Origin of the sequence: Streptomyces sp. SPB162, assembly GCF_029504575.1 — a bacterium.
Taxonomy (GTDB): domain Bacteria; phylum Actinomycetota; class Actinomycetes; order Streptomycetales; family Streptomycetaceae; genus Actinacidiphila.
This window is the reverse complement of sequence record NZ_JAQFII010000001.1, coordinates 3,477,715-3,493,980: the sequence shown is the minus strand read 5'-3', so window position 1 is coordinate 3,493,980 and position 16,266 is coordinate 3,477,715. Positions and strand designations below refer to the sequence as shown.

General features: G+C 73.4%; 14 protein-coding genes and 2 pseudogenes. 12 read left to right on the top strand and 4 right to left on the bottom strand.

Translation table 11 applies throughout. From position 1 onward, the window contains the following. Positions 1-51: 51 nt before the first annotated feature. Genes M2266_RS15820 through M2266_RS15810 form a run of 3 tightly spaced genes read left to right on the top strand, consistent with a single transcriptional unit; the run spans position 52 to position 2,817 of the window. A complete protein-coding gene (locus M2266_RS15820) occupies positions 52-522 on the top strand; it encodes a BlaI/MecI/CopY family transcriptional regulator (RefSeq protein WP_277438779.1) in 471 nt (156 codons plus the stop codon). Further along, positions 519-1,487 (top strand): M56 family metallopeptidase, encoded by a 969-nt coding sequence (locus tag M2266_RS15815; RefSeq protein ID WP_277438778.1) that lies wholly within the window; start codon positions 519-521, stop codon positions 1,485-1,487. The genes M2266_RS15820 and M2266_RS15815 overlap by 4 nt, the downstream gene beginning before the upstream one ends. Positions 1,488-1,542: 55 nt before the next feature. Beyond that, the gene (locus M2266_RS15810; protein WP_277438777.1) at positions 1,543-2,817 is read left to right on the top strand and encodes a DUF2786 domain-containing protein; all 1,275 of its coding nucleotides are present in this window, start codon (positions 1,543-1,545) and stop codon (positions 2,815-2,817) included. Between the two features lie 11 nt (positions 2,818-2,828). Here the strand turns inward: M2266_RS15810 and M2266_RS15805 are convergent, their stop codons facing one another. After that, positions 2,829-4,451 carry a von Willebrand factor type A domain-containing protein gene (locus M2266_RS15805; RefSeq protein WP_277438776.1) on the bottom strand — a complete coding sequence of 541 codons (1,623 nt, stop codon included), beginning with the start codon at positions 4,449-4,451 and terminating at the stop codon, positions 2,829-2,831. A gap of 184 nt (positions 4,452-4,635) precedes the next feature. Here M2266_RS15805 and M2266_RS15800 point away from each other — a divergent pair, with 184 nt between their 5' ends. From M2266_RS15800 to M2266_RS15785, 4 genes and pseudogenes are all read left to right on the top strand, one after another. After that, a complete protein-coding gene (locus M2266_RS15800; protein ID WP_277438775.1) occupies positions 4,636-5,556 on the top strand; it encodes an alpha/beta fold hydrolase in 921 nt (306 codons plus the stop codon). Continuing rightward, positions 5,556-6,431 (top strand): metal-dependent hydrolase, encoded by an 876-nt coding sequence (locus M2266_RS15795; protein ID WP_277438774.1) that lies wholly within the window; start codon positions 5,556-5,558, stop codon positions 6,429-6,431. Before M2266_RS15800 ends, M2266_RS15795 begins: the two co-directional genes overlap by 1 nt. 121 nt (positions 6,432-6,552) lie before the next feature. Next, positions 6,553-7,164 (top strand): annotated as a pseudogene (locus M2266_RS32345) (ferredoxin reductase); the annotation flags it as partial. Between the two features lie 178 nt (positions 7,165-7,342). After that, on the top strand, positions 7,343-7,561 hold the full coding sequence (locus M2266_RS15785) for a 2Fe-2S iron-sulfur cluster binding domain-containing protein (protein ID WP_277441227.1): 219 nt from the start codon (positions 7,343-7,345) through the stop codon (positions 7,559-7,561). A gap of 25 nt (positions 7,562-7,586) precedes the next feature. Here M2266_RS15785 and M2266_RS15780 read toward each other — a convergent pair whose 3' ends face one another. After that, positions 7,587-8,669, bottom strand: coding sequence for a PP2C family protein-serine/threonine phosphatase (locus M2266_RS15780; RefSeq protein WP_277438773.1), 1,083 nt, complete (start codon positions 8,667-8,669; stop codon positions 7,587-7,589). Positions 8,670-8,843: 174 nt separating this feature from the next. On the opposite strand from M2266_RS15780, the gene M2266_RS15775 reads away from it, so the two are divergent. From M2266_RS15775 to M2266_RS15760, 4 genes and pseudogenes are all read left to right on the top strand, one after another. Further along, positions 8,844-9,059, top strand: coding sequence for a dodecin (locus M2266_RS15775; protein WP_269269833.1), 216 nt, complete (start codon positions 8,844-8,846; stop codon positions 9,057-9,059). A 219-nt stretch (positions 9,060-9,278) separates the two neighbouring features. Further along, the gene (locus M2266_RS15770; protein ID WP_277438772.1) at positions 9,279-10,487 is read left to right on the top strand and encodes a M23 family metallopeptidase; all 1,209 of its coding nucleotides are present in this window, start codon (positions 9,279-9,281) and stop codon (positions 10,485-10,487) included. Between the two features lie 307 nt (positions 10,488-10,794). Continuing rightward, positions 10,795-11,274 carry a hypothetical protein gene (locus M2266_RS15765; protein ID WP_277438771.1) on the top strand — a complete coding sequence of 160 codons (480 nt, stop codon included), beginning with the start codon at positions 10,795-10,797 and terminating at the stop codon, positions 11,272-11,274. Then, positions 11,271-12,300, top strand: a pseudogene (locus tag M2266_RS15760) (rod shape-determining protein). The gene M2266_RS15765 and the pseudogene M2266_RS15760 overlap by 4 nt, the downstream one beginning before the upstream one ends. Before the next feature lie 66 nt (positions 12,301-12,366). On the opposite strand, the gene M2266_RS15755 reads toward M2266_RS15760, so the two are convergent. Both M2266_RS15755 and M2266_RS15750 read right to left on the bottom strand, forming a co-directional pair. Then, positions 12,367-13,773 carry a glutamate decarboxylase gene (locus tag M2266_RS15755; RefSeq protein WP_277438770.1) on the bottom strand — a complete coding sequence of 469 codons (1,407 nt, stop codon included), beginning with the start codon at positions 13,771-13,773 and terminating at the stop codon, positions 12,367-12,369. Positions 13,774-13,918: 145 nt separating this feature from the next. After that, positions 13,919-15,277 carry an ABC transporter ATP-binding protein gene (locus M2266_RS15750; RefSeq protein WP_277438769.1) on the bottom strand — a complete coding sequence of 453 codons (1,359 nt, stop codon included), beginning with the start codon at positions 15,275-15,277 and terminating at the stop codon, positions 13,919-13,921. Between the two features lie 237 nt (positions 15,278-15,514). Between M2266_RS15750 and M2266_RS15745 the strand changes: the two genes are divergently transcribed. Further along, positions 15,515-16,216: a VTT domain-containing protein gene (locus M2266_RS15745; protein ID WP_277441226.1), complete on the top strand. Its 702-nt coding sequence runs from the start codon at positions 15,515-15,517 to the stop codon at positions 16,214-16,216. The last annotated feature ends 50 nt before the right edge of the window (positions 16,217-16,266 follow it).

The following is a 16,266-nucleotide window of genomic DNA, read 5'->3' as shown; positions in this document are numbered from 1 at the left end:
TCGCGTAGACGGTCTACAGCACTGTAGACGAATCAGGTGGAAGGGGCGTTCATGCCAGAGACACATCCGGCGCGCCGCCCGCCGGGCGAGCTGGAGGCGAGCGTCCTGGCGGCGCTGTGGGCCGCCGGAGGACCGCTCACCCCCGCCGACGTCCAGCGCGACCTCGGGCGTGCCCTCGCCCGCACGACGGTCACCACCATCCTGGCGCGGCTGCACGACAAGGGCGCCGTCGCCAGGACCAGGGCGGGGCGCGGCTACGCGTACACCCCGACCCAGGACTCGCCGGGCCTCGCCGCCCGCCGGATGCGCACCGAGCTGGACAAGGAGGAGGACCGGCAGACCGTGCTGGCCCGCTTCGTGTCGCAGCTGAGCACCGACGACGAGCAACTGCTGCGCGCCCTCCTGGACGACGCGGACCCGGGCGCCCTCCTGGACGACGCGGACCCGGGCGTCGAGGAGTCGGAAGCGGGTCGGGGCGTCCGGGCCCACGGCGGGGAGCGTGGACCGGGCGGCCCCCGGTGAACCCCGACCTGATCCCGCCGCTGCTGATGCCGCTGTTCGCGGTCCCGGTCGCCCGCCGGCTCGCGGCCTCCCTCGCGCCGCGTGGCGCCGCCTGGCTACTGGCCTGTACGGCCGCGGTCCTGGCCGCGAGCAGCACCCTGGCCCTGGTCCTGCTGGCCGCCCAGGGCGCCCTGCTGCTGCCACCGGTCGCCGCCCTGGGCCACCTCACGCTGCCGCTGCTGCGCGCCGGTTCCGGCGGGCTCGGCGGCTTCGTCGGCCTCGGTGGCGCGGGCCTGACCGCCCCGGCCGCCTGCGTCGCCGCGCTGCTGCTCGCCGTCTGCGCGGCGGCGGTGACCCTCACCGGCCGCCGCTACCGCGCCGAGATGGCCCGTGCGCGCGCCGCCACCGGCGCCTGCGGGGCCGCCGGCGAGCTCGCCGTCCTGCGGGACAGCGAACCCGACGCGTACGCCCTGCCGGGGCGCCCCGGCAGGATCGTCGTCACCACGGGCATGCTGCGGGCCCTGCGGCCCGGGGAGCGCGAGGCGCTGCTCGCCCACGAGCGCGCCCATCTCGCCGGCCACCACCACCGCTTCCTCGTCGTCGCCGCGCTCGCCGCCACCTGCCATCCGCTGCTGCGCGGGCTGCGGGACCCGCTCTCGTACGCGCTGGAGCGGTGGGCCGACGAGTCCGCCGCGTCCGCCGTCGGCGACCGCCGCCTCGCGGCGCGCGCGGTGGGCCGCGCCGCCCTCGCGTCCCGCACCGTCGGCTCCGCCCGCCCCAGTGCCGCCCTGGGCGCCACCACGGGCCCCGTGCCGCGCCGCGTCGCGGCCCTGCTGCACGCCGCACCGCCGACCGGCCGGCGGCAGTCCCGTGGGCCGCGCCTCGTGGCCGCCCTCCTCGCCGGCTGTCTCCTGCTCTCCGCGGCGGCGGCCGTGGAGGCCGCCACCGACCTCCACGAGAGCGTGGAGACCGCCCAGGGCGAGTAGCGCGCCGGCCCTCCCGCAGAATTGACCGGGTGGGAGCGGGTGGGAGCGGGTGACGATGCGCGACTCGAAGGGTGAAACGGCGGACGTGGCGGAGAACGACGTGCGGGACGTGATCGAGCGGGCCTACCTGGGCGCGCTGAACGCGGCGGACGCCGACGCCGAGGACGCCGTCGACCTGAGCGCCTCGGCCCTGGCCGCGGCCGGCTCCGGCCCTGACGGCCCGGGCGCCGCGAACAGCGCGCTGCTCGCCGTCACCGACCGGCTCGTCCGGTCCTGCTGGACCCGCGGCTGGCAGCCCGCCGACGTCGTGCGCATCGCGCGCCGCCGGCTCACCGACGGGCACGCCCGCCTCACCGCCGACCTGATCACCGCCGAGGCGCGCACCGCCCCGGCGGACCTCGCGTCGAAGGATCCGCGCTGGGCCGCCCAACTCGCGGAACTGCGGGCGGCGGGCCCGTGGGACGGCGCCGGCACGCTCCTCGCCGCCCACGGCCGCCGCGAACGGCTCGACGGATTCTCCGCCGCCGTCTCCGTCCTGGAGCTCCTGCGCCTGCTCGGACGGCTGCCCCGCATCACCCCGGTGACGGCGCCCACGGCGGCGCCCGGCCCGGCCGACCGCCACGCGGTCCCGCTGCTCGGCCGGATCCGCGCCCTGCTCGCCAAGGCCGAGTCCACCGACTTTCCCGAGGAGGCCGAGGCGCTCACCTCCAAGGCACAGCAGCTGATGGCCCGGCACAGCATCGACGAGGCCCTCATCGCCGCGGATCCGGGCGCGGGCGCCCCCGGTGGCCCCGGCGCCTGCCGTATCGGCATCGACCAGCCCTACGAGGGCGCCAAGGCGCTGCTGCTCGACGCCGTCGCGGCGGCCAACCGCTGCCAGGCGGTGTGGGCGGGCGACCTCGGCTTCTCGACGGTCGTCGGCTTCGAACCCGACCTGGAGGCGGTCGAACTGCTCTACACCTCGCTGCTGGTCCAGGCGGACGCCGCCATGCTGCGCACCCCGCGGGCCGAGGGGGGCGGAGCCAAGGGTCGGGGCGGCAAGGCGCGCAAGGGCGGTTCGCTCTCCAAGGACTTTCGCCAGTCCTTCCTCATCGCCTACGCGGGTCGCATCCGCGAACGCCTCGCCGACGCCACCGAGCAGGCCGTCCACGCCCCCGACCTCCCGGCGGAGCGCCTGCTGCCCGCGCTCGCCGCGCGCGATATCGCGGTCCGTGACACCACCACCCGCATGTTCCCCACCACCACCTCCCACCGGCTCAAGGGCCGTGACCACGAGGGCTGGACGCACGGCACCGCGGCGGCCGACCGAGCGGTTCTCGGCGGCCCGTAGCGGGGTCTTCGTCAGCCCGTCAGCCGGCGCGCCTGCGACACGGCCTGGGAGAGGTCCCGGACGGCCGGGTCCTCGGTACTGCCGGCCAGGGTCGAGGCGTGTTCGGCGAGGGCCGGGATCCCGGGGGCGCCGGGGAGGCGGGCCGAGGGGAGGCGGTGGTGCAGCCAGTCGGCGAAGTAGGCCGCCACGGCGTCGACTTGGAGGCGCTTGGAGGCGGCGGTCCAGAGCGGGGACGTCAGCGCGGAGGCCTCGACCGTGCCGGACCGCTCGTGGGGAGCGCGGGTGGACGGGTCGAGCCACCGGACGGTGGCGGTGGCGACGTGGCCGGATGCCCCCGCCTTGAGGCGGACCGAGTACAGGGCCGTGACGGTGTGTCCGGGGCCGACCTCGCCGCCGTCCACCGCGTCGTTGCGGAAGTCGTCGTCGGCGACCGCCCGGTCCTCGAAGCCGATCAGCCGGTATGCGCCGACGGTCCGCGGGTCGAAGGCGACCTGCGCCTTCGCGTCGCGGGCCCTGAGGTCCACGTTGGCGGGCAGTTGCTCGGTGAAGAGCTTGCGGGCCGCCTCGGGCTCCGACACGTACGACGTGTGCCCGTCGCCCTTGTCGGCGAGCTGTTCCATCAGCTTGTCGCCGTACTGGCTGCCCACGCCGACCCCGAACAGGGTGACGCCGTGGTCGCGCCGGGCCGCGCCGACGCGGTCGAGGATGGCGGCGGCGGTGGTGTCCCCGGAGTTGGCGAGGCCGTCGGAGAGCAGCACGACCCGGTTGGTGACGCCGGGCCGCGCGGCTTTGACCGCCTCGTCGTAGCCCGCCTGCACCCCCGCCGCGAGATTGGTCTCGTCGCGCGGCTCCAGTCCGTCGACGATCGAGTGGATGCGGCCGCGGCTCTCGACGGCCCCCAGCCGCGTCATCGGGAGGTCCACCCGCGCCTCGCCGCTGAAGGTGACGATCGCGAGGGAGTCCTCCGGGCGCAGCGAGTCGATCGAGCTGCCCAGGGCCTGTTTCACGAGGTCGAGCCTGCCGGGCTCGGCCATCGAGCCGGAGACGTCCACGACGAACGTCATGGCGGCGGGCGCCCGGCCGGCACTCTGCGCGGAGCGGGTGGCCAACCCGACACGCAGCAGTGCCCAGCCGCCCCCGCCGTCCGGGCCCCCGCCGTCCGTGCTCTCGGTGCCGGCGCCGTCGATGCGGGCGCCGTCGGTCGTCACCGAGAATCCGTCGCCCTCGGGCTGCGGGTAGTCCTGCCGGAAGCTGTTGACGAACTCCTCCGGGCGCACGGTGTCGGGGGCGGGCAGCGCGCCGCCCGTCAGGGTGCGCCTCGCGTACCCGTACGAGGCGGTGTCGACGTCCAGCGCGAAGGTGGACAGGTAACCGGGCGCCGCCTGGTCGCGCTTCTTCGCGTCGCCACCACTGTCGCCGTTGCCCGAGCTGTCCTCGGCCGCACCGCCCGGGTTCGCCGACGCCGCCGGCCCGCTGTACGGAGCCGCGGGCGCCGGTCGCACGGGAACCTTGTTGGAACTGCCGTTGTGCGACGCGTCGGGGGTCCCACCACTGCACCCGGCGAGCAGCAGCCCGCCCGCGACGGCCGCCGCGACGGCGCCCCGGCGAGCGCTTCCCGTACGTGTTCCGGACACATGCTGCTCGTACCGCTTCATGCGATTCCCCCACGGACTCGTCGGCCTTTCCAGGTGTGACGAACGCCGACGTCTGTCGGAGGCATCGGAGGAATTGCGGAAGCGTCTCGATGGGGCAACGGCCACGGAGAAGGTGTGGGCGCACTAGTAGACACAACGTCAACAAGCTGCCATCGTGACCGCCATGTCGCAGCGATGGGTCACGGCCTCGGACGGCGTCCGGCTGGCCGTTCACGAACACGGGAACCCGACCGCACCGACGGTCGTGTGCGTGCACGGCTTCCCCGACGACCACGGCGTCTGGGACGGGGTCGTGCGGCACCTCGCCGACCGCTTCCACGTCGTGACGTACGACGTGCGCGGCTCCGGCGCCTCCGACGTACCGCGTCGGAACCGGGACTACCTCCTCCCGCAGCTCGCCGCCGACCTCACCGCCGTCGCCGACGCCGTCAGCCCGGACGCGCCCGTGCACGTCCTGGCGCACGACTGGGGCTCCGTGCAGAGCTGGCACACGGTGACCGTGCCGGAGACCGCCCACCGCTTCGCGTCGCTGACGTCGATCTCGGGACCGGACCTGGACCACACGGGACGCTGGTTCCGGGCGCAGCTGCGTCCCAGCCCGCGCAGGTTGTGGCACTTCGCCCGGCAGTCGCTCGCCTCCGGGTACGTGGGCCTCTTCCACCTGCCCGGCATCGCGGAGCTCGCCTGCCGGGCCGGCGTGCTCGACGCGGTGACGAAGGCCGTCCGGCGGCTGGAGACCGGGGAGCCGCCCCCCGGTTACGGCCGGGGACTGGCGTCCCGCAACCGCGCGGGGCTCAAGCTCTACCGGGCCAACGTGCTGCCGCGCACCCTCCACCCCCGGCCGCGCCGCGCCGACCTGCCCGCGCAGGTCCTCGCGCCCCGGCGGGACCTGTTCGTGCTCGTGCCCTGGCAGACCGAGATCACCGACTGGGCGCCGGACACCGAGATCCACCTCGTGGACGGCGGGCACTGGCTGCCCGCGTTCCGCCCCGACCTGGTCGCGGAGTTCACCGCGCGGCTCATCGACCGGACGCGGGGCGCGGCGGCGCCCGAGCCGTCCGCCGCACGGAAGGCAGGACGGTAATGACCGCGACCGAGCCGGACAACCTGGTGCTCGCCCCCCGCGACGTCCAGTGGGACTGGACGGACCTGCCGATGCACTACATCGACGGCGACCCGTTCACCACGCACTTCGCGAACGTGCTGAACATCCTGCTGCCCGAGGGCGAGGACTGGTTCATCACCGTCTTCCAGCAGGCCGTCCCGATGATCAGGGACGACCGGCTGCGCGAGGACGTCATCGGGTTCATCGGCCAGGAGGCGACGCACTCGGCGTCGCACCAGACCGTCCTGACGCACTTCGCGGAGGTCGGCTTCGACACCCGCCCGTACACCGCCCAACTGCGCTGGTTCTTCAGCACGATGCTCGGCGACCGCGACCTGACCGGGGAGAAGGCGCGGGGCTGGGTCATCGACCGGGTCGCGATCATCGCGGCGATCGAGCACGTCACCGCGTACCTCGGCGACTGGATCCTCAACGCCGACGCGATCGACCGCAGCGACCACCACCCCGGGATCCTCGACCTGTACCGCTGGCACGGCGCGGAGGAGGTCGAGCACCGGGCGGTCGCCTACGACCTGTTCACCCACCTCGACGGCCGCTACCGCAACCGGGTCCGCGCCCATGCCGTGGCCTTCCCCGTCCTCGTCCACTGGTGGGTCCGGGGCCTGCGCTACCTGATGGCCGCCGACCCCGAGCGCGTCCCGGGCCGCGACAAGCCGCGCTTCCGCGACTGGTTCCGGGCCTCGCGCAAGGGCGTGCTGCCGAGCCCGGCGAGCCTGGTGCGGCTGTACTTCGGCTACCTGCGGCCCGGTTACCACCCCTCGCACTACGGCTCGACGACCCAGGCCGTCGCCTATCTCGCGGCCTCGCCCGCCGCGCGCGCCGCCCACCGCTGATCCGCTGGACTCGTCCAAGGACATCGAAGGACCGAACGTGAGCACCGAGACCGAGTACGACCTGCGGACGCCGCCGCCGCGCAGCGCCACCGACCCGCGCCCGGACCCGATCCTCGCCCTGATGGCGCGCGTCACGCCCTTCCTGCTGTGGCAGAGCGCCCGCCGCAAGCGGCGCGAGCCGCGGCCGGTCGACCGCTCGCTGCGGCTCGTCGTCACCGAGGTGCGGCGGGAGGCCGAGGACGTCGTCAGCCTGCGGTTCGCGGCGGCGGACGGCGGCCCGCTGCCGGGCTGGCACCCGGGTGCGCACCTGGACCTCGACCTGCCGTCGGGACGCCGCCGCCCATACTCCCTCTGCGGCGACCCCGCCGACCCGACCACGTACCGGATCGCCGTGCGGCGCATCGCGGACGGGGACGGCGGCTCCCGCGAGATCCACGAGACGCTGGTGCAAGGGACCGAACTGCGCGCCCACGGCCCGCGCAACGCCTTCGCCTACGCGCCGGGCGGCGCCTGCCTGTTCATCGCGGGCGGCATCGGCATCACCCCGATCCTGCCCATGGTCCGGGCCGCCGCCGCGGCGGGCGTCGACTGGCGGCTCGTCTACACGGGCCGCAGCCGCGCGTCGCTGCCCTTCCTCGACGAGATCGCCCAGCTGGCGGGTGGTTCCGGCCGGGTGAGCGTCCGCACCGACGACACGGACGGCATCCCCACGCCCCGACTGCTGCTGGCCGGAGCGGGACCGGGCACCTCCGTGTACTTCTGCGGACCCCCGCCGCTCATCGCCGCCGTGCGCGACGCGTTCGACGCGACCGGCGCCGGCGGGCTGCACTTCGAGCGGTTCGCGGCGGCCCCCGGTCGTCGACGGCACCCCCTTCGAGCTGCAACTCGGCTCGGACGGACCGGTCCTCCCGGTGCCCGCGAACCGGACCGCCCTCTCCGTCCTGGCCGAACAGCGCCCGGAGACCGGCTACTCCTGCCGCCAGGGCTTCTGCGGCACCTGCCGGCTCCCGGTCCTCGCGGGCGAGGTCGCCCACGCGGGCAGCGCGGCGGCCCGCCGATCGGACGCGAACATGCTGGTCTGCGTCTCCCGGGCGACGGCCGACGGCGGCAGGATCACGCTCGACGTGTGACCGCCCGGAGCAACCCGCGGCGCGGTCAGGGGGAGTGGTAGGTGACGGCGAGCACGGCCATGTCGTCCGTACCGCTGCCGCCGGTCCACTCCTCGACGTCGCTCACCAGGGCGTCGATCACCTCACGCGGGCCCCGGAACGGCCCGCGGCCCGCCAGCCGTACGGCGGGGTCGTAGAACATCCCGGCGCTGTCGCGGGCCTCCGTCACCCCGTCGGTGATCAGGAGCAGGCTGCCGCCGGGCGGCAGCGCGTGCGTGTCGGGCGCCGAGCGGTGGCCGTTGAGCCGGCCCATCCCGAGCGGCAGGTCCGGCTCTACGGCGTCCAGGGCCAGGACCACGCCGCCGACCAGCAGATAAGGGGCCGGGTGGCCGCGGTTGAGCAGCCGCAGCGTGCGGCAGTCCGCGGAGAACTCGGCGACGAGCGCCGTCGTGAAGCCTTCCGTCTGGTCCTCGCCGGACCGGCGGACCCCCTCGCGGATCAGGGCGTGCTCCAGCCGGCCGGCCAGTTCCGGCAGGTCGGACGCCCACTCGGCGGCTTCCCGGAAGGCGCCGAGCACGACCGACACCGCCGCGACCGCGCCCAGCCCCTTGCCCCGCACGTCGCCGATCAGCAGCCGAGTCCCGTACGGGGTGTCTTCTACGGCGTAGACGTCGCCGCCGATCCGCGCCTCGCTCTGCGCGGCGCGGTAGCGGACCGCGATGTCCAGCGGGCCGATCCGTTCCGGCGGGGTGGGCAGGATCGCGCGCTGGGCGGCCTCCGCCACCGACCGCACGGTGGCCAGGCTGCGGCCGTAGCGGGCGATCAGCCGGTTCACCCCGAGGCCGATCATGCCCGCCAGCAGCACGTTGGCGATCTCGGCGGCACCCAGGACGTGGCCGAAGGACCCGTGCCCCACCGTCAGCCCGACCATCGCCCCGAGGGCGACGACGGAGTGGAGCAGGGTGGACCGGAACGAGAGCGTCACCCCCGCCGCCACGCAGGACACGGCGAGCAGCGGCCCGCCGTGGTAGTCGATCGGGGTGAGGAGGTCGAAGGAGACGCCCGTCAGAAGGATGGCCGCCGGGATGCAGCGGACGGGGAGGGGCCAGGGGCCGGACAGGCGGTCCACGCGCTTCCTCTCCTCCGGCGGAAGACGGTCGGGTACATGAGCTTATGTCCGGTTTTGCGCGAATGCGGATCGGAATGCGGATCGGTGGCCCCTCGGGCACCGTGGACGGAGGGACGCGTTCCGCACACCGGTCCCGCCATGCACCAAGCCGACCCACTACGCCGGGAGAACGCCATGACCGACCGCACGTACCGGGTGACCGAGATCGTGGGCACCTCGCACGAAGGCATCGACGCCGCGATCCGCAACGGGATCCACCGGGCGTCGCAGACTCTCCGCGGTCTCGACTGGTTCGAGATCACCCAGATGCGCGGCCACATCGTGGACGGCGAGGTGGAGCACTACCAGGTGGGGCTGAAGGTCGGATTCCGGCTGGACGACGCCGAATAGCGCGCGGGGGCCGCGGGACGGACGACTGGACCGTGACCGCCGCCGGGAGACCGTCCCGGGATCCGGTGGCGGTCACGGAGAGATCAGTCTGTCGGTCGCGACCACGGAAAGTGACCATCCTCGGTCGCGCGCCTTCACGGTAGGGCCGAACGGCGGAGAGCCGCAGCCCGCGGCGTGTCCTGAACGCGCGGGTGGCGGGCGTGGCGCGATGATCCTCCGATGCCAGGTACCGCCTCCGTCCGCGGGTCGGCCGTCAGGTCACTCACCGTGCTGATCTGCGCCGGGCTGCTGACGGTCCTGCCGGTCCTGCCGGTGTCGTCCCACGGCGGCCGGCAGGCCCGCGCCGACGACCGCTACGGCGAGGTCTCCGCCGAGGTCGACGCCACCTACCGGCAGGCCGCCGACGCCACCACCGCGTACGACGGCGCCCGGCGGGCCGCCGACCGGCAGCGGGCCAAGGCCGTCCGGCTGCGGCGGGCGGTCACGCTCGGCCGGCGCAGGATGGACGGGCTGCACGAGACCATCGGCGCGCTGGCACGGCTGCAGTACCGCTCCGCGGGCCTGCCGGCCACCGCCGCGCTGATGCTCTCCGCGGCCCCGGAGGATCTCCTCGACCAGATGGGCCGGTTGCGCAAGGGTGACGAGGCGGTGGCGGCCCTGCTCAGCACCGTGGAGTCGACGACCACGCGGTTGCGACGGGACAGGGCCGCGGCCGACCGGGCGCTCGAGGACCTGGACGAGCAGACCGCGCGCGCGGCCGGGTTGCGGAAGGAGATCACGGCCAAGCTGCGGCGGGCCGGCGAGCTGCTGCGGCGGCTGGAGGCCGCCAGATCCGCCCGGCTGGCCTCCCCGCAGGAGTGCGCGAACGCCATCCCCGAGGAGATGCCGGCGCCCGGCACCGGCGCCCCGGCACACGCGGCCTGGATCGCGCCCGTCGACCGCTACGCCCTGTCCGCGGGTTTCGACGCGGCCGGCGACCACTGGGCGAACCGGCACACCGGCCAGGACTTCGCCGTGCCGGAAGGCACCGCCGTACGGGCGATCGGTGCCGGCACGGTCGTCCGGGCGACCTGCGGCGACGGGTTCGGCAACCAGATCGTCCTGGCGCACGGGAACGGGTACTTCTCGCAGTACGCGCACCTGTCGCTGATGCAGGTCAAGGTCGGCGAGCGGGTTCCGGCGGGCCGGCAGATCGCGCTGTCCGGCAGCACCGGCAACTCCACCGGCCCGCACCTGCACTTCGAGGTGCGGGTGACGCCCGAGTGGGGGTCGGCGGTCGATCCCGTGCCGTGGTTGCGCGAGCACGGCGTGCGCCTCCAGCCCGTCGTGGGCCCGCCCCCCGCGGCCCCCGCCCCCGCCAAAAGCGCGGTCACCGGGTTGCCCACGGCTCCCGCGCTCGCCGGCCCCCCGGTCGTCCCCTTCAGCTGATCACGGCGCGACCACCCGGGCCACCAGCACCGCCACGTCGTCCTCGGCGGCGCTTTCGAGAGGGCGCGCAGGCACCTGGTCGAGGAGTTCCTCCGGGCTGCCTCCACGCCGTGCCCCATCACGTCGCCTCACCGTGTCGCCCGGCGGGTATCCGCGTCCGCAGGCGGCCGGATTCCGGCCGCGCCCCCCGAACGGCCCATCTCCGGTGGCGGGACCGGACCGGGCAACTGATCCTTTTGTCCTTAAGGCGGGATAATCATGATCAATGACCCCGTCGTGCTGGTCGTCGCGATCTCGGGAGCCCGTTGTGAGCCAGGATTCACCCACCGCGTCCACTCCGCCGTCCACCCCCCGGGGAGGTTGGAGCGGCGACCGCCCTCCGGCCGACCATCCCGCCAACGGCCTGGCCGCCGGAGGTACCGTCTTCGCCGGGATCATGCTCTCCGTCTCCGGTGTGCTGGCGATCCTCCAGGGCATCGTCGCCATCGCCAAGGACGACGTGTACCTCTCCACCCCGGGCTACGCCTTCCGGTTCAACCTGACGTCCTGGGGCTGGATCCACCTCATCCTCGGCGTCATCGCGGTCGTCGTCGGCTACGGCGTGCTGAAGGGGTCCGCGTGGGGGCGGGTCACCGGTATCGCGCTGGCCGCGCTGAACATCGTCGCGAACTTCATGTTCATGCCCTACCAGCCCATCTGGGCGATGACGCTGATCGCGATCGACGTCTTCGTCATCTGGTCCCTCGCCAACTACCGCCCCTCCGACGACTCGGGGGCGCTGCTGTGAGCCCGACCCTCGACCAACTCCGCCGCTGCTCGGTCGCCTTCGACATCGGGGCCGCCAGGACCCGTGTCCACCTGAGGGACACCGGCCTGGTCGTCGACGAGCCCAGCGTGGTCGCCGTCGACCTCACGACCGGCTCGCTGATCGCCGTCGGTGCCCGCGCCGAGCAGATGGAAGGCCGTACCCCGCCGCACATCCGCGTGGTGCGGCCGGTGTCGAACGGCACCGTCGTCGACATCGCCATGGCCCAGCGGATGCTGCGGCACCTCCTCGGCGACAAGCTGCGCACGTCCTGGCGCCGTGCGCCGATGGCGCGCGCCGCGGTCTGCATGCCGCACGGCAGCGACCCGCTCGCGCAGCGGGCGGCGACCGAGACGCTCATCGGGCTCGGCGCCCGCAGGGTCCGAACTCGTCGATGCGCTGATCTGCGCGGCGGTCGGCTGCGAGCTGCCCGTCGAGCACCCCGAGGCCACCATGATCGTGGTGTGCGGGGCCCGGACGACGCAGATCGCGGTCCTGTCGCTCGGCTCGATCGTCGCGGCGGAGATCGTGCCGGTGGGCAGTGACGCCATCGACCACGCGGTCGTGCAGCACCTGCGCAGCCGGCACGCCCTGATGCTCCCCAGCCAGTCCGTGCGCCCGCTGCGCCACGTGTTCAGCACCGTGGGGGCGGCCCCCGGCAGCACCGAGGTCTACGGCCGCGATGTCGTCAGCGGTCTGGCCCGTACCGTCCTCGTCGAGACCGACGACGTCTGGCACGCGATGCGCACCCCGCTCACCGCGGTCCTCGACGCCATCGGCACCGTCCTGCGCCGCTGCCCTCCCGACCTGGTCGCCGACCTCACCGACCGGGGCATCACGCTCGCGGTCGGCAGCGGACTGATGCCCGGCCTCGACGCCATGCTGCGGAGCGCCACCGGCGTCCCCGTCACCCTGGCCGAACGCCCGGACGTCTGCGCGGTCCAGGGCCTCGGCGCCATGATCGAGGGCCGCGTCCGCCCGATGGCCCTGGCACCGCTGAGCGCGTAACCGCTGCTGACAACGCGTCGGCCGGCCCGGAAGACATCCGGGCCGGCCGACGCGTTGCGCGCGTCCTCAGTGGTGGAACGCCGTCGCCACTTCCGTCGGGCGGTCCAACGGCTGGTCCTGGCGCCGGAGTTCGGGCAGCAGGCGGGAGAGTTCCTCGACGAGGAGGTCCGCCAGGTCCTCGGAGAAGCCGTTGCGGCAGACCACCCGCAGGACCGCGAGGTCCTCGCGGTCCGCCGGATAGGTGTACGCGGGGACCAGCCAGCCGTGCTCGCGCAGCCGGCGGGACACGTCGAAGACGTCGTAGTTCTTGATCTCGTCGTTGGTGGTGAAGGCGAAGACCGGCAGTTGGTCGCCCCGGGTGACCAGCCGGAAGTCGCCGAGCGCCTCGATCCGCGAGGCCAGCGACATCGCCACGTCCCGGCTGCTCTGCTGCACCGTGCGGTAGCCGTCCCGGCCCAGCCGCAGGAACGTGTAGTACTGCGCCACGACCTGCGCGCCCGGCCGGGAGAAGTTGAGGGCGAAGGTCGGCATGTCGCCGCCGAGGTAGTTGACGCGGAAGACCAGTTCATCCGGGAGGGCGTCGCGGTCGCGCCACAGCGCCCAGCCGACGCCGGGGTAGACCAGCCCGTACTTGTGGCCCGAGGTGTTGATCGACGCGACGCGGGGGAGCCGGAAGTCCCAGACGAGGTCCTCGTCGAGGAAGGGGGCGACCATCGCGCCCGACGCGCCGTCCACATGGACCGGTACGTCCAGGCCGGTACGTTCCTGGAGCGCGTCGAGGGCCGCGCAGATCTCCGCGACCGGTTCGTACGATCCGTCGAAGGTCGATCCGAGCACGGCGACTACGCCGATCGTGTTCTCGTCGCACAGCGCCACGGCCGACTCGGCGTCCAGGTGCAGCCGGTCGCCCTGTACGGGCACCAGCCGCGCCTCGACCTCCCAGAACGCGCAGAACTTCTCCCAGCACACCTGCACGTTGGCGCCCATGATCAGATTGGGCCTGGCCGTCGCCGGATAGCGGTCCTTGTTGCGGTTCGCCCAGCGCCGCTTGAGGGCCATACCGGCGAGCATGCACGCCTCGGAGGAGCCCGTCGTCGAACAGCCGATGACGGCCGTCGGGTCAGGCGCGTTCCACAGGTCGGCGAGGATCGCCACGCAGCGCCGCTCCAACTCCGCGGTGCGCGGGTACTCGTCCTTGTCGATCATGTTCTTGTCACGGCACTCGGCCATCAGCACATCGGCCTGCGGCTCCATCCACGTGGTGACGAACGTCGCCAGGTTGAGCCGTGAGTTCCCGTCGAGCATCAACTCGTCGTGGACCAGCTGGTACGCGGTGTGCGGCGGCATGGGGCCGTCCGGCAGCCGGTGCTTGGGCGGTGCGACCTGCATGCTGCCGGCGGGGTCGGCGTCGCCGTAGTAGAACGGGTTGACCGCGAGCGGACGGGAGTCCCCGGCTCCCTTGTGCAGCGCCATCAGGCGGTGGTTCGGCAGGGGACGGTGGCCGTGACGTTCAGGGGCGTGCTCATGGTGGCTCCTCCTCGACGGGTTCCCTTCGGGACGATACGACGCCCCAGCCCGCCGCGCCCGTCGGGCCGCCGCTCCCCGCCCCGCCTTGCGGTCACTCCAGGCGCGGCTGCTCCGCGGGAGCGGGGCAGATCCGGCGGCCGGTGTTGTCGAAGACGTACAGATGCGCCAGGTCCACCAGGAGCGGCACCCGGTCCCCGGGCCTGACCCGGATGTCGGGCCCGGTGCGGACCACCAGGTCGCCGGTCGGCTGCTCCGCGCGGTCGGCCGGCGGCGGGTCGAGCACCTTGACCGCGCCGGAGGTGTCGGGCTCCTGCAGCAGCCCGGGGAACCGCCCGGCGGCCTTCCTCGCCAGCTTGCCGAGACCGCCGGGCCCCGCTGCCGCCCGCCGCGCCGCGGAACGGGTGCGCTGCGCGGGCAGCCGGGGCGCCTCCAGCTCGGGCACGACCGCCGGCTTCGCTCCGGTGTTCAGGTGCACCAGGCACTCGTGCCCCTGGTACTCCACGTGCTCGACGATGCCGCTGAGCACCACCTCGCCCGCGTGCGCGTTGCTCGGCGCGGCGATCCGCACCGCCTCGGAGCGCAGTCCGACGATGATGTCGCGGCCCTGCTGGATGCGGAGCATCTGATGGTCCAGGCTCAGCGGCTCCGGCAGCCCCAGGCGCTGCCGCCCGAAGTCGATCCACATGCCGCCGCCCAACGGCGCCAGCACCGTGGCCTGCAGCAGATTGATCCTCGGGGTCCCGATGAACGCGGCGACGAACACGTTCACCGGCAGGTGGTAGGTGTCGCGCGGCGTTCCGACCTGCTGCAGCACTCCGCCGCGCATGACCGCGACGCGGTCGCCGAGCGACATGGCCTCGGCCTGATCGTGCGTCACGTACACGGTGGTGACGCCCATTCCGCGGGTCAGCCGGGCGATCTCGGCGCGCAGGTGCGAGCGCAGTTTGGCGTCCAGGTTCGACAGCGGCTCGTCCATCAGGAAGACCGACGGGTGCCGCGAGATGGCGCGGCCCATCGCGACCCGCTGCCGCTCACCGCCGGACAGCTGCCCGGGGTAGCGGTCCAGGATCTCCTCGATGCCCAGGATCCGCGCGGTCTCCTCGACCCGCGGATTCTGGTCCTCTCCCGGCATTTCGAAGCGCAGCGGGAACCCGATGTTCTGCCGGCTGGTCATGCTTGGATACAGCGCGAAGTTCTGGAACACCATCGCCATCCGACGGTCGCCCGGTGCGAGGTCGTTGGCGTATTCGCCGTCGAGCAGCAACTCGCCCGAGCTGATGTCCTCCAGCCCCGCGATCATGCGCAGAACCGTGGACTTGCCACAGCCGGAGGGACCCAGCATGACCAGAAACTCGCCGGGGGCGACGTCCAGGCTAAACCGGTCGACCGCCGGAGCGGCCTGCTTCGGATAGAACTTAGAAAGATCGCGAAGGGAGATGGCGCGCGTCATAACAGGATCCGCCAGAAAGTTCAGATGCTGTGACAGGAGATTTGCCCGTGGTGCACGCGGTGGCGTTGCGGAGAACGTAATGCACCACCCCCGCGTTGGGGAACGTTTCGGCCAACTCGACCGGCGCGAATTCCGCGGCACGGATCCCGCACCGAACCCCCACGCGGTGCGCACGGATCGCGACCAGCCCGCCGCACACAGGGGGCGCAACGATTCGGTTGGTACTTTTACCTGGTGATGAACATCGCCCTGGGCCCCAGCTGGCTCGATCCCGACCACCTGATCAACTCGTTCGGCCTGTGGGGCGTGCTGTTGATCGTCTTCGCAGAGTCGGGCCTGCTGATCGGATTCTTCCTGCCCGGGGACTCGCTCCTCTTCACGACCGGCCTGCTGGTCGCGGGCGGCACCCTCAAGACCCCGCTGTGGCTGGTGACGCTGCTCGTCGTCGTCGCCGCGATCGTCGGTGACCAGGTCGGCTTCCTCTTCGGCCGCAAGGTCGGACCCTCGCTCTTCCGGCGGCCGGACTCCAGGCTCTTCAAGCAGGAGAACATCGAGAAGGCGCACGCCTTCTTCGAGAAGCACGGTCCCAAGTCGATCGTGCTGGCCCGCTTCGTGCCCATCGTCCGCACGTTCACGCCGATCATCGCCGGCGTCAGCCGGATGAACTACCGGACGTTCGTCACCTACAACATCATCGGCGGAACCCTCTGGGGGGGCGGCGTCACCCTCCTCGGCTACTGGCTCGGCCAGATCGCGTTCGTCCACGAGAACATCGAGCTGATCCTGGTCGCGATCGTGCTCGTCTCGGTCGTCCCGATCGCCATCGAGTTCCTCCGGGCCCGCGCGAAGTCGAAGAAGGAGGGCCCCCGGCCCCCCGCGGACACGCCCACGCCGCCCGTCGGCACCGCCGGCCGGGGCGGCCGCCACCGGGCCAGGTAGAGCGCCCGCGGGGGCGGTGAGCAGGGCGGGAATCGCGGTGGACGCCGTGC